This window comes from Psychrobacter sp. NG25 (assembly GCF_015234355.1).
Classification (GTDB): Bacteria; Pseudomonadota; Gammaproteobacteria; order Pseudomonadales; family Moraxellaceae; genus Psychrobacter.
Genome location: NZ_JADGMV010000002.1, coordinates 579,143 through 592,443, shown reverse-complemented (window position 1 = coordinate 592,443; position 13,301 = coordinate 579,143). Strand labels below are relative to the sequence as shown.

The window sequence follows — 13,301 nt, the reverse complement described above, 5'->3', positions numbered from 1 at the left end:
ACTATGCACAATATAGTTTTGGCAACCTTTTTTACTTCTATAAAAATCAGTCATATCGTATATGAATTTATGATATTGATATTCTTATAACCGCACTAATGAGGTGGTTGGCATCTGACAAATCTCAAGCCAGCCTATGAAGTGATTTTTCTATAGCGTTAAACTTAGTGAAAGAAAGTACGAATTTTGAATATTACTAAAGAGCCATAAACATTTTCATTCATATACGGACATCACTTATCTAGCTTAAAAGTAGCGAATCTATATATCTGATCAGACAATAAGATACTACACTCGCTGTTGCCAGCCATTTTGACCTACAGGCAACCGATCAAGTAAGTCACATCTTGATCTCCAGTCAGATATGTGTATCTAATAAAGCTTTAAACCTATCGTTGTGCTATCGTTCTTTAAAGTGTAATAACTCATGCACGATAATATACTCTAAACAAAGAAGGGATTTTTAGCCAATTCAAGATTAAGTAATATTCGCTATTCCTCGATATCGCAGATACCCCATTTAGTTTTCATCTTTTGTACTTGCCAGCCACAGACAGTCCCATCGATCTGACCAGACCATTTATTGATTAGAATCTCTCAATTTAATGTCTACGGATTTGACAGCAAGGGTCACTAACTGATAATTAGAGTTATCAATAACATATAATGCGTATACAACGAAAGCATTAGGATACTCTTTTGACACGGTCTAACCAGAAGCATCTAAAGAGTTCATCAAAGCAGTCACTACTAAGTTGTTTACATTTTTGAGTGAAAAAACCACCTCATCATAGTCTGAAGGCAACTCCGCAATAGGCACCTTCACAAAACCACCTTTTCTTATTGCGCTTTCGCTCCATGCAAATCCGACACCTAAGTTTTGCTGTACCGCATCGTAAACACTTTCTTGAGTGTTAACGATATAGGTAGGGGTTATCTCTAAATTAATTTTTACCAGTGCCTCATTTATAAGTTTTTGAGTGGTAGAGCCGTGCGTGCGGAATATGACGGTTTCCGACACCAGCTCAGTTAAGCTTATAGACTCTCTTGATGCAAAAGGATGGTTCGGTGAGCATAAGGCAACGAGTCGCTGGGTAGCACATTTCTTAAACTGCAACCTGTCATCCTTTGGCACATTTGCAAGAATGCCAACATCTACTTGACCGTTAACTACTCTACTGAACGTTTCATAAAAATTACCAAAATAGATCTCAGTTTGTAGCTTGGGATAGCGCTTACTAAACTGCCTGATAATTTCAGTTCCCGGCAATGGGCTGCATAGAGCTACCTTTAATATAGCCGATTCAAAGATTTTACTTCTTTGAATCAGCTGCTCTAGATCATCTTCAACTGCTCGTATTTTACTCGTCAACGACCCAAGCTCTAAGCAGTAATCTGTTGGCACAAGGTGCCTGCCACGTTGCATAAATAGCTTAAACCCAAGATTGTTTTCAAGCGTAGATAGTGCTTGGCTAATGGCCGATTGAGACACGCCTAAACGTTTAGCTGCCTGCGTGTAATTACCTTCCTCAAGCACAGAGTTTAAGATGTTTAGCTGATTATAAGTATATGGCTTTTTCGTCATATGACCGCCGTTTTTCGTATCGGTTTCAGAGATTGTCAGGCATATCTCTGGGAAGTACGAGAAGTTATACACGATGAATAAGACTGAATGATTAAATATATAAGCTAACCTTATATATGACACCAAATTGTCATACTCATCTCTTATATTAGTCACATGTAAACGATTAAAGCGTTGAGCAATTTACCTAAGTATATTTGCTTGAGCTATCACTCACTGCCAATACCAGAATATAAGTTTGGGCTTAAAATTATGTTAGAACTAAGAAATGTGACTAAGAAGTATGATGGCAAAGTTATTTTTGAGGATATCTCCCTAAAGGTAAATAAGGGTGAGATTGTTTCAATATTAGGCCCATCTGGCTGTGGGAAAACTACGTTGCTGCATATCATTTTAGGTCTAACCGATATTAGTTCTGGTCGGCTTGCTTATGATAATGAAGACATCACACGTGTGCCTATGAAGCACAGAGGTTTCAATATTGTATTCCAAGACTATGCTTTGTTTCCTAACTTGAATGTAAAGCAGAATATTGAATATGGGCTGCGCAATAGGCCTAACGTCAGCACACAAGCGGAGGTTGATGAGCTGGTTGACCTTTTGGAGATTAAGGCTCATTTGAACAAGCGAATCAGCCAGCTCTCTGGGGGACAAAAGCAGCGTGTTGCATTAGCGCGTACTCTAGTGATGAAGCCGAAAATTTTATTGTTAGATGAGCCTTTATCTGCTTTAGATGGAGTTATTAAAGAGACGATTAAGGCACGTATTCGCGAGATTGCAGAGCGTTATAAGCTAACCACTTTGATTGTGACACATGATCCTGAAGAAGCGATGACACTCTCTGATCGCATTTTGTTGTTATCAGACGGCAAAGTAGCTCAATATGCTAAACCATCAGAAATCATTAAAAACCCTGCCAATGATTTTGTTAAGAGCTTTATCTTAAATCAGCTAAATATCAAACGTCGTAATATCTTGAGCCTATTTGAAGCGGACGATGCGCCAGCTGACCCTTTAGAAAAATACACTCAAATGAGACCTACACCAACTGGTAGCTCAGTTACTGAAGATATCAACGCCATAATCCAGCGCACAGCTGCTAAATCCATTAAAGACACTTCCACAAGTTAATCGCACTAGGCCAACGCTGGTCTCTCAAAACTTACTTATTTTGCGCGTAGGTCATTATGAAACTTAATAACTCACTGCTAATGAAAGCTTCATGGCTTTTCATTGGTGCGCTATTCATCGTCTTTATGTTTGTGCCTTTAGGCAAAATGTTGATGCTGTCATTTAATGTGGCTGATGGATTAGGTCTAAACCATTACATCGATATCATCAGCAGTAATGACTTCAGACAAGTGATGTTAAATAGTTTTTTTGTCGTCATTGTTAGTGCGATGAGTGCCACCTTTTTGGCATTTATCCTTGCTTATACGGTGCACTGGACTAACTTGCCAAAGGGTTTTAAACAAACCATTAAGCTTGCATCACTGTTCCCTATGCTATTGCCAACAGTAACTTATGGATTTGCCATTATTTACACCTTTGGTAAGCAAGGTCTACTCACTAAGATGATTGGCTTTCAGTTGTTTGAAGACATATATGGTTTCTATGGTATGTGGCTTGGCTACACCATCTATACCTTGCCAATAGCCTTTTTACTACTTAACAATACTTTTCAATATTTGGATAAGAAGTTCGTAATCGTATCAGAACTGATGGGCGATTCACGCTTACGCCAGATAGATATGACGGTCATTCGTCCTTTAATTGGTACGTTTGCAGCCGCTATCATTCAATGCTTCTTTTTAGCCTTTACTGACTTTGGTATTCCAGCCTCTATTGGTGGTCAGTATAAGGTTATAGCCACTGAGCTTTATACCCAAATACTGGGTGCATCTCCCTCGTTTGAAAAGGGATCTGTGGTTGCCCTGTTTATGCTAATCCCCTCTGTCTTGAGCATTCTACTGCTTTGGTATGTGGCTCGATTTAATGTCAGGTATGACTCAGTAGAGCATTTTGACTTGCCCACCTCTAAAGTCAAAGACAGGATTCTGGGTGTGTTGTCCAGTGGCATTTTGATTTCACTGTTATTCGTATTTGCTGTGATCTTCATCATTCCATGGATTAAGACATGGCCTTACGAGATGGCGTTTAGTACAGACACATTTACTAAGGTGATTGAGTCCTCGAACCTAATGCGAGTGTATAAGAACTCACTTATGGTCGCCACACTAACAGCTATTTTTGGAACTATTATTACCTATGTTGCCGCGTTGATATACGAGCGCTCAGGATTATTCAAGATAGGAAAGCTGACGATAGAAAGCTCAGCCTTAGTAACCAATACAGTGCCGGGTATGGTTATTGGTATTGCTTACCTGATGGTTTTTTCAGGCTCATCGATATCGAACACCATCTTCATTATTGTGATTAGTAATATCATTCATTACTTCTCGACACCTTATCTCATGAGTAAAAACGCACTATCAAAAATGAATTTAGGCTGGGAGACCACAGCTTCTTTACTTGGAGACTCATGGCTACAGTCTTTACGCCGAATTGTTGTACCCAACTCAATATTTACACTTATCGAAGTGGCCTCGTACTTCTTTATCAGTGCGATGGTCAGCATCAGTGCAGTGATATTCATTTCAGGTGCGAAGACGATGGTGCTTACTACAAAAATTGTTGAATTACAGCACTTCGCCCGCTTTGATGAGATTTTTATCTTGTCGCTGATGGTGCTACTCACAAATATCACGGCATTAATATTCTTCGCAGTAGTTCGATACCTTTATACCAGAAGCATCAATGGCACAACAAAAATAAAAGTGAAAAAACCCACAGTAACGACGGTCGCTTAGATATTTCAACACAGTCTAGGCGTTGATGTTACGAAAACTAATTTAACCTTTAATCACTCAAATAATCAGGGAAAACAATGAATTTATTTAAAACGATAATAACGGGATTGACTTGCGGAGTTTTAGTAGCAGGTTGTGGGTCGCAAAGCTCGGGAGATACGGCTGGCGAGGAGGTGATTATTTATAGTAATGCTGATGAAGAGGCAGTCGAGGTTATTCAAGAGGTGCTTGATGAGGCAGGCTTTGAAGGTCAATACATATTTCAATCATTCGGAACAGGTGAACTTGGTGGACGACTATTAGCAGAAGGAAAAAATATTGAAGCTGATATGGTGACAATGAGCTCGTTTTATATCGAAAGTGCTCAAGCAAAGAACCCAATGTTTAAAGCGTTAGCATTTACGGCAAACCCACAGATTGCGACGCCTAATTACTATGCACCGATACTCAGCTTTACGGGTGCCATCTTACTCAATACCAAAGAGATGGAAGCCAATAATCTCCCCATACCTACCAGTGCCAAAGACTTAGCAAATCCTATTTATAAAAACCAAATTTCTATGGTTGATCCAAATGGTTCATCAACCGGTTGGTTGTTTGTACAGGATATTGCTGCTGAATATGGAACCGATGCTGAAGGTCAACAAATCATGAATGCTATTCGTGAAAATGCAGGACCTAATTTAGAGCTATCTGGCTCTGGTCCTCTTAAAAAGGTAATGGCAGGTGAGGTGCCTATCGGTTTCGGACTACGTCATCAGGCAGTCGCTAATAAAGCAAAAGGTTTACCAATTGATTTTGTGGATCCCAGTGAAGGTAATTACACATTGACTGAATCGGTTGCTGTTATTGATAAAGGAGAGAAAACCAATCCTAAAGCAATGAAAATGGCTGAATTAATTGTCACTAAAGCTCGCCCAGGTTTATTAGAGATTTATCCAAATACTGTGTATGACGGTGAGACAGTAGCTGCTGAGAATCAGATTGATAATTCTAAGACCTATCCAGAGCTATTAACTGCCGAGCTGTTAGATAAGCACCGTGCTTTTTTCCATGGTGAGTAATTTTAGTTCAATCAAAATAATGCCCATTCATGCTTAGCTATATTAGTTCATAGGTTAAGCAAGTAGAGGGCTAATTAATAAAGATGTATGGGAAGAGCAGATATGACAATGAGCAAAATACTTTCTGATAAAACATACGATGTCGTTGTCGTAGGTGGCGGCATCGTTGGGCTGGCAAGCGCCTACGCTGCCGTTAAAAAGGGGCTAAGTGTTGCAGTTGTAGAACGCCAATCTCAGAACAAAGATGCTTCTGTTCGTAATTTTGGATTTGTGACCGTTAGTGGTCAGCGTCAAGGTGAGCATTGGCAACGTGCCATGCACTCGCGTAATGTTTGGACCGAGATTGCGCCAAAAGCAGGTATTCAGGTAGAGCATAACGGTCTGCATATGTTAATGCAGCGACCTGAAGCGGTAGATGTTGCACACGCTTTTTTAGATACGGAAATGGGTGAGGGGTGCCGACTACTGACACAGTCTGAAATTAATGAAGCCGTGCCTTATCTGAACAAAGGAGAAGGGGTGTTATATAGTCCGCATGAGCTTAGAGTAGAGTCCAATACTGCAGTCGCTAAGCTGGCCCATTGGTTACAAGAGACCCAGAGTGTGGACTTTTATAATCATACCACGGTGACTTCAGTGGAATTACCAAAAGTGCATACCAGTCGTGGTGTCCTTAACGCTGAGCACTGTGTGGTCTGCCCCGGAGCGGACTTTACTGGCTTATATCCAGACGTGTTCGCTAAGACCAAAGCTAAGATGTGCACACTAAATATGATGCGAGTCATGCCCAAAAAAGCATTTAGATTAAATGCCGCTGTCATGTCAGATTTAAGCTTTGCCCGTTATGATGGATTTGCTCAGTTACCTGAAGCTACGGTACTAAAAACCTTACTTGATGATATTCAAAGTGTAGAGCGTCAAGCAGGTGTCCACCTAATTGTGGTTCAGTCTGAAGATGGCTCACTAATCATTGGCGATAGTCATGACTATAGTGATAGAGAACTACCGTTTAGAGACACTCGAATTGATGATCTAATCATTAATGAATTTAAGCAGGTGATGGATATTGGTGAGATAGATATTACTCAGCACTGGTTGGGTGTATATCCAAGTGCAGATGACGTGGTATTTAAGACATCACCTGAAAAAGGCGTGGTGGTCGGTGCAGTCACCAGTGGTACAGGGGCATCAACAGGTTTCGCATTTGGCGAAGAATTAATTGAATTGGTATTGGAATCAAAGTAATGAATACAGTAAAGAATAATGTAACAAGCAGCAGCTCACATAGCGATAGTATAAATAATATTAAAAATAAATTTTTTGATATTAAGCTCTGTGTATTTGATATGGCTGGCACAACAGTAGATGAAGGTAACCTAGTCTATAAAACCGTACGTAATGCCATCAATGAAGCACTGAATAGCGCTGGCAAATCAGATAAGCAAGTGAGTCTTGAGTTATGTTTAGAATATGGTGCAGGGAAAGAAAAACGCAACGCCATCCGCGATATTTTAAACAGGTTAGATTTATCTGATGCTTGTATTGAATCGTTAACGGATACGGCATTTGCAGCCTTTAGAGACAGTCTTGCAACTGCTTATAGCAAGGACACCTTATCTGAGTTTGAAGGCATGTCAGAGTTGTTCAAGCAGTTAAAGGCGAGCGGTCGTAAAGTGGTATTAAATACAGGATATGATGCTAAGACTGCTAATAAAATTTTGACTGTCTTAGGGTGGTCTGTGGGAGATCAAGTAGATGCACTAGTAACAGCCGATGATGTAGACAATGGTCGTCCAGGCCCTGATATGATTACTCTTGCGATGAAGCAGTTTAATATTGATAACTCACAGCAGGTGTTAAAAGCAGGGGATAGTGGTATCGATATTGAGGAAGGTAATAATGCAGGATGCGGGCTGGTTTTAGGTGTGTTATCTGGCGCACAAAATGAGCAGCAGCTAGCGAAATATTCACCCGATGCAGTTTTAGACAAGCTGACTGAATTAAAGGAGTTCATTTAGCTTAAAGCTAGGTCTAAGCTTCAAAATATACAACAGAATAGTAGAGCCATAAAAGTAATGACTTTTATGGCTTTTTTAATTTAGAGAAAACATCGCAGTTTCTGTGTAATTGCCGTTTAGATTAAAGGCTTACTAATACGGTCATCAAGCATAATCATAAAGTAATTTTCTGATATTTTTAGGGTAGTCAAAGAATACCGTTAAGCCATCCTAGTTACTGCGTCAAGACAAAATAAGCTATATCAGCTGATTCTCTTGCCTGTAATGGCTTGGTGTCATGCCATAGTTTTTTTTGAAGGTGCTAGAGAATGCACTGTTATCGATAAAGCCGCTTGCTAGTACGATTTGGCTAATAGGTAGCGTAGTATGTTTAAGAATATATTTGGCGTGTTCAAGGCGCAATCGCACGTAATACTGTTGCGGTGAACAACTAAAATTTTTGTTAAATATGCGCTGTAATTGTCTACTTGATAATCCAAGATGACGGGCAATATCCTTAACGCTTAAAGGCTCTTCAAGATTGGTTTTCATCAATGCAATAGCATCTATCACATTGGTATAGCTACTGCTCAGTATTTTTGGCTTGGGCATATGCTGTACGTAAGTAGGCTCACGTATAGAGGTGATAATAAACATATCTTGTATCTTGGAAACGATGTGATGACCATGATGCTTATTGATGATATGTAAAGTCATATCCAATGCGCAAGCTCCACCTGAACAAGAGTATAGCTGCGGTGCTATTGTAAATATTTGGTCATTAAAAATAACACCTGGATAGCTTTCTTGGGCTACGCTGATGTTTTCCCAATGCAGTGAGGCTGCTTGCTGTTCAAGTAAGCCGGCAGCCGCCAATGCTAGCGCCCCTGTACACAAACCGCCAAGTGCAATATCCCGTACTGCCAATCGCTGAATTAAGGTAATGAGCTTACTAGACTCCAAGTAATCTGTTTGGTGTCCTCCGCATACAAATACCAAGTCGCAGGTTAATAAGTAGTCGAGTGGTGCAGTATGACTTAACTTAATACCGTTACTACTACTGGTTTTATTGTCATCGAACCCTGCCACCACCCACGAGTATAAGAGTTGCTCGCTCACATAATTTGCCATTCGAAGTGGCTCAATGATATTGCTGAACGCGAGCATGGTAAAGCCATTGATTAGTAGAAACCCAATACGCCTAGGCTTGTCTGTCATCTTTTTTGTTATCTGAGTCATCTTTTGTCGCCTTCAGAACACACCTCAAATTCTGGTTAATGTTAAGTTGTTTGTCCATATGTCCGATTATAAACATAAAATGTCGCTTATGAAAAAATACCTTATTAATTTTACCTCTATTATCGAACGTGTTCTCAGTTAATTATTACCTACTTTGGAGACATTCCATGTCAGCACTAAAAGACCTCACTAGCACGTTATCTTCTACAGATTTTTCTCGAAAATCGATGAACTCATTAAACCTAGCCTCTTTAGATGGCTCATTAGATAATCTGCATCTCCCAAGTCTAATCGAAATTAAAAACGGCCAGAAAGTGCAACCGACTTTTAGTCATCAAGAATATGCAAATCGTCATGAGAAACTTCGTGAGTATTTAGACAACCATAATATTGCAGCGGTATTTTTCACCTCGATACATAACATCAATTACTACTCTGACTTCATATATTGCTCTTTTGGGCGACCTTATGGACTAGTCGTTACTTCAAAAGAAGTCGTGTCAATATCCGCCAATATCGATGGTGGACAGCCTTGGCGTCGTACTGTGGGTGACAATAATATTGTTTACACTGATTGGCAGCGTGATAACTATTTCAAAGCCATTGCTCAACAAATTCCTCATCACGGACGTGTAGGTATTGAGTTTGATCATTTACCAATGGATCGTTTTGCTAAGCTCAAAGCTACCTTACCCAATGTAGAGTTTATTGATATTAGCCTAGCATGTATGACCATGAGAATGGTTAAGTCCTCTGAAGAGATAGCGCTAATAACAAAGGGTGCTCAGGTCTGTGATATTGGTGGAGCTGCATTGGTACAGGCTGTTTATGATGGCGTGCCCGAATACGAAGTTGCCTTGGCATCTACACAAGCGATGGTGAAGGCTATTGGTGAGCAGTTTGGTCAAGTGGAACTCATGGATACATGGACATGGTTTCAGTCAGGTATTAATACGGATGGTGCCCACAATCCAGTGACCAATCGTCGTGTCCAATCGGGTGATATATTGAGTCTTAACTGTTTTTCTATGATAGCAGGCTACTATACCGCGCTTGAACGAACATTGTTCTTGGATAAATGTGATGCAGATTCACTACGATACTGGCAGATAAATTGTGAAGTACATGAAGCAGGTCTTGAGCTTATCAAACCTGGCGTGCGTTGCTGCGATATCGCACATGAGCTGAATAAAATTTATGCAAAATACGACTTATTAGAAAAACGCAGCTTTGGTTATGGCCATTCTTTTGGTGTGCTCAGCCACTATTATGGACGCGAGGCAGGACTGGAGCTACGTGAAGATATTGAAACAGTGCTTGAGCCAGGTATGGTCATCTCTATGGAGCCGATGATTATGATTCCAGAGGGCATGCCAGGTGCTGGCGGTTATCGAGAGCATGACATCTTAGTCATCAATGAGACGGGCGCTGATAATATCACAGGCTTTAAGTATGGCCCTGAGCATAATATTATCGGTCGTTAATGGAGGGGGCATCAATAAATACTATCTATATTGAGTGGGCCTACCATGAATAAATTTCTTATTTTCAGCCCGCCAATATAGATGATGATGCGCCTCACACGATGCAATTATTTTCACATTTTACTTATTAAGGAAATAACATTATGGACCTGTTTCTTAACAGCTGGACGTTATTTTGGTTTTTGACCATTAATGTACTGACGCTATTACTGGCAGTGAGTTATTTCTTCGTAGAGCGTCATAACAAGTAATGTAGTAAACGATACGAGGAATCGACATGTTTATTAATTGGATGATATTGTTAGCAGCAATTGCACTTCTCATTGTATTGGCTAGTAAAGCGTCAAAAGTCATGTCAGCAGATGAGGAAAGTGGTTTTTTAGTAGCCGGTCGCTCATTAGGGCCTTTTGTTATGGCAGGTACTGTCGTGGCGACTGGGTTTAGTGGTTGGGGCTTTATGGGTTCACCTGGTGCCGCATACCAATATGGGACGATTGAGCTTTTAGGTAATTTCTTTTTTGCACCAGCCATGGTCGTCGCCGTATTATTTTTTGCGGTCTATTTGCGTAATAGAGCCATGAAGATGGGTAGTAGTACCATTCCTGAATTTATCGTCAATTTGCACTGTAATGATCGAAATTCAATATCTGCTCGCACTTTGCGTATTGTCACGTCTTTGGGCATGATTATATTTTTAACCGTATTTTTAACGGCTCAGATTAGAGCGCTTGGTATGTTGGGTAGTAGCTGGCTCGGTATTTCACCTCTTCTGGCTTCTGCGCTTTTATTGGTGATTATTACTATTTATACCATGGCAGGCGGATTGCTCGCCGTTGCTTGGACTGATACTTTTATGGTAATTGGGATGGCCACTGCTGCCATTTATATAGTGGTTCAGGTGTTCACTGACATTCCGTTAGCAGATATGATGACGCAGCTGAATGCGATAGATCCAAACCTTGTCAATCCAGAGAATTCTAACCCATATGGTAATGCCAAAGCTTCTGTTTTTCTAGTATTTGTCTATGCGCTTATCTTTAGTACTGCATTGCCCTATATGTCAGTACGTTTTTTGGCGATGAAATCTAATATTAGCATTGCCAAAACAGGCTTTTATACGGCCATTCTAGGGTGTATTTTGAGTTTGGTGCCTATCGTTGGCTTATATGTTCGTATCAAAAACCCAGGCCTGATCAATCCCGATGAAGCAATGCCTTGGTATTTAGCCAATGCTATTCCAAGTGTGGTGGGTAGTGTGATCACTTTGTTTATTCTCTTCGCTATGAAGTCTACGGCAAACTCTATCTTGCATACCTTATCAACTGCTGCCTCACATGATTTGCGTTTGGCTATATTTGACAATAAACCTCGCACTGAGGCTGAGCTATTGAAACTGAATAGATTGTGGGTCGCTATTGTGGCTGCTATCGCCTTCATTTCTACTTTCTTCCTACCTGAAGCGATGCTTAGCTATCTAGGAATATTCTCTAGCGGTACTTTAATGGCAGCTTTATCTGGCGTGCTTTTAGTGACTATCTTTTATAAAGGCTCAACGATGGCTGCTATTGCCTCTATTATCGTCGGTGCTGTTTGTAGTAGCTATCTCTTAACATCAGGTATTGTCGGCTGGGTAGAGGGACCTCTTATCGGATCAGCTGCATCAGCCATCACTTACGTGGTCGTTAGTGTATTGGTTCCTAATAGAGTCAAAGCCATATCAGAAGAAGCTGTCAGCGCTTAGATATAGATACTTATATTTATAAATACTTAACAGAGCCTAAGTTAACCGCTGAGTTTACTGACTGATAGTCATAAATTCGGCGGTTAACGTATTCAGTAAGGCTGGCAAGTACGAGTTGTATAGATAAGCTAATGCTGATTCACACTCAGTTATTTTGTACCAGTTTTATATTTACTTAATTATATTACGAACATTTTATGTTCAATAATAGAGGTGATTAGTCGTGGAAGCATTGAGCACCAGACCTATAGCGGTTGACGTCAAGCCATGGATTGGCACCATACAAATTGTCATGGCGGCCATATGTTGGGGTACACTTGGTATATTTTCGACTTATCTTAGTCAATTAGGTTTTAGTAGTTGGCAGATTACGATATTGCGTATCGTAACGGCAGCTATTATTGCTATAGCGATGTTGCCTAAGATCTGGAAACCACTAAACAGGCTAACACTCGGTCAATGGTTTGGGCTTGGTCTACAATCCCTAATTGGCGTACTAGGTATGACGGTTTGCTACTTATTTGCAGTGCTTCATGTGGGTGCAGGTACGGCCGTTGCGTTGCTCTATACGGCGCCAGTCTTTAGCTTGATATTTTCGCACCTATTGTTAGATGAGCGAATTACTTATAAAGCTGCATTGCTGGCAGTTGTAGCAGTGATTGGCGTTGGTATGACTACGATGGGTGGTAGTACTGAAGGGAAATTGGGTATTGCCGTTGGGCTGATCTCTGGCGTTTGTTACTCGTTATATGGTGTGCTTGGTAAACGCGCCATGCATCATAAACACTCTGCACCGCTTGTCTTTTTTACGTCAATTTTGTTCAGTGGCATTGTATTATTGTTCATTCCTACCACGTATACAACTTATTATAAGCTGATACAGCTTCCCGTTGTTAGCTGGATATATGTACTGGGCTTATCTTTGGTGGGTACGATTGCACCTTTTGCATTATATATGAAAGCATTAGAAAAATTACCGGCCACACGCGCGTCAGTATTTACTATCTTTGAACCTTTGACCGCAATATTTTTGGCAGTGTTGCTCCTGCATCAAGTGTTAGCAGGTATTCAATATATGGGTATTGTTTTGATTTTACTCGTTGCTTTATTAAATGGGCTAACAAATTCGACCAATGTACATCTGCCAAGATGGTTTAGAAGACAAAAATTATCGTAATTTAGTTTTATAAACATTATTATTTATAATGTAACTCTCTCAAATCAGTTGCTGAGCTCTCAAAAATAGTAAGTTGCGCTACGAGTTAATAGACAGTTATTAAAAGCACTCTAAATGTTGAGTATACAGCTTAGAGTTCGATGC

Annotated in this window: 10 protein-coding genes; 8 read left to right on the top strand and 2 right to left on the bottom strand. The window is 40.3% G+C overall.

All coding sequences use genetic code 11. The features are described 5' to 3' along the window. Positions 1-709: 709 nt before the first annotated feature. The gene (locus IPZ60_RS05145) at positions 710-1,585 is read right to left on the bottom strand and encodes a LysR family transcriptional regulator (protein WP_194196769.1); all 876 of its coding nucleotides are present in this window, start codon (positions 1,583-1,585) and stop codon (positions 710-712) included. A gap of 174 nt (positions 1,586-1,759) precedes the next feature. On the opposite strand from IPZ60_RS05145, the gene IPZ60_RS05140 reads away from it, so the two are divergent. From IPZ60_RS05140 to IPZ60_RS05120, 5 genes are all read left to right on the top strand, one after another. Further along, a complete protein-coding gene (locus IPZ60_RS05140) occupies positions 1,760-2,716 on the top strand; it encodes an ABC transporter ATP-binding protein (RefSeq protein ID WP_265087437.1) in 957 nt (318 codons plus the stop codon). 56 nt (positions 2,717-2,772) lie between these two features. Next, complete coding sequence (locus IPZ60_RS05135; protein ID WP_194196768.1) at positions 2,773-4,455, top strand: iron ABC transporter permease; 1,683 nt, start codon at positions 2,773-2,775, stop codon at positions 4,453-4,455. 77 nt (positions 4,456-4,532) lie between these two features. Beyond that, a complete protein-coding gene (locus IPZ60_RS05130) occupies positions 4,533-5,519 on the top strand; it encodes an ABC transporter substrate-binding protein (RefSeq protein WP_194196767.1) in 987 nt (328 codons plus the stop codon). 102 nt (positions 5,520-5,621) lie between these two features. Further along, positions 5,622-6,764 carry a TIGR03364 family FAD-dependent oxidoreductase gene (locus IPZ60_RS05125; RefSeq protein ID WP_194196766.1) on the top strand — a complete coding sequence of 381 codons (1,143 nt, stop codon included), beginning with the start codon at positions 5,622-5,624 and terminating at the stop codon, positions 6,762-6,764. Further along, the gene (locus IPZ60_RS05120; protein WP_194196765.1) at positions 6,764-7,537 is read left to right on the top strand and encodes a phosphonatase-like hydrolase; all 774 of its coding nucleotides are present in this window, start codon (positions 6,764-6,766) and stop codon (positions 7,535-7,537) included. Before IPZ60_RS05125 ends, IPZ60_RS05120 begins: the two co-directional genes overlap by 1 nt. Positions 7,538-7,774: 237 nt before the next feature. Here the strand turns inward: IPZ60_RS05120 and IPZ60_RS05115 are convergent, their stop codons facing one another. Next, complete coding sequence (locus IPZ60_RS05115) at positions 7,775-8,755, bottom strand: GlxA family transcriptional regulator (RefSeq protein WP_194196764.1); 981 nt, start codon at positions 8,753-8,755, stop codon at positions 7,775-7,777. Positions 8,756-8,982: 227 nt separating this feature from the next. On the opposite strand from IPZ60_RS05115, the gene IPZ60_RS05110 reads away from it, so the two are divergent. The 3 genes from IPZ60_RS05110 (at position 8,983) to IPZ60_RS05100 (ending at position 13,157) form a co-directional block, all read left to right on the top strand. Beyond that, positions 8,983-10,239: a M24 family metallopeptidase gene (locus tag IPZ60_RS05110; RefSeq protein ID WP_194196837.1), complete on the top strand. Its 1,257-nt coding sequence runs from the start codon at positions 8,983-8,985 to the stop codon at positions 10,237-10,239. Positions 10,240-10,516: 277 nt separating this feature from the next. After that, positions 10,517-11,980, top strand: coding sequence for a sodium:solute symporter (locus IPZ60_RS05105; RefSeq protein ID WP_194196763.1), 1,464 nt, complete (start codon positions 10,517-10,519; stop codon positions 11,978-11,980). Positions 11,981-12,203: 223 nt separating this feature from the next. Then, complete coding sequence (locus tag IPZ60_RS05100) at positions 12,204-13,157, top strand: EamA family transporter (protein WP_320108714.1); 954 nt, start codon at positions 12,204-12,206, stop codon at positions 13,155-13,157. Positions 13,158-13,301 lie beyond the last annotated feature (144 nt).

What these genes read in the sequence shown, in the direction of transcription:
- IPZ60_RS05135 (WP_194196768.1), top strand. Translation starts at nt 2,773, where the DNA reads ATGAAACTTAATAACTCACTGCTAATGAAAGCTTCATGGCTTTTCATT.
- IPZ60_RS05125 (WP_194196766.1), top strand. Translation starts at nt 5,622, where the DNA reads ATGACAATGAGCAAAATACTTTCTGATAAAACATACGATGTCGTTGTC.
- IPZ60_RS05115 (WP_194196764.1), bottom strand. Translation starts at nt 8,755, where the DNA reads ATGACTCAGATAACAAAAAAGATGACAGACAAGCCTAGGCGTATTGGG.
- IPZ60_RS05145 (WP_194196769.1), bottom strand. Translation starts at nt 1,585, where the DNA reads ATGACGAAAAAGCCATATACTTATAATCAGCTAAACATCTTAAACTCT.
- IPZ60_RS05110 (WP_194196837.1), top strand. Translation starts at nt 8,983, where the DNA reads ATGAACTCATTAAACCTAGCCTCTTTAGATGGCTCATTAGATAATCTG.
- IPZ60_RS05130 (WP_194196767.1), top strand. Translation starts at nt 4,533, where the DNA reads ATGAATTTATTTAAAACGATAATAACGGGATTGACTTGCGGAGTTTTA.
- IPZ60_RS05120 (WP_194196765.1), top strand. Translation starts at nt 6,764, where the DNA reads ATGAATACAGTAAAGAATAATGTAACAAGCAGCAGCTCACATAGCGAT.
- IPZ60_RS05105 (WP_194196763.1), top strand. Translation starts at nt 10,517, where the DNA reads ATGTTTATTAATTGGATGATATTGTTAGCAGCAATTGCACTTCTCATT.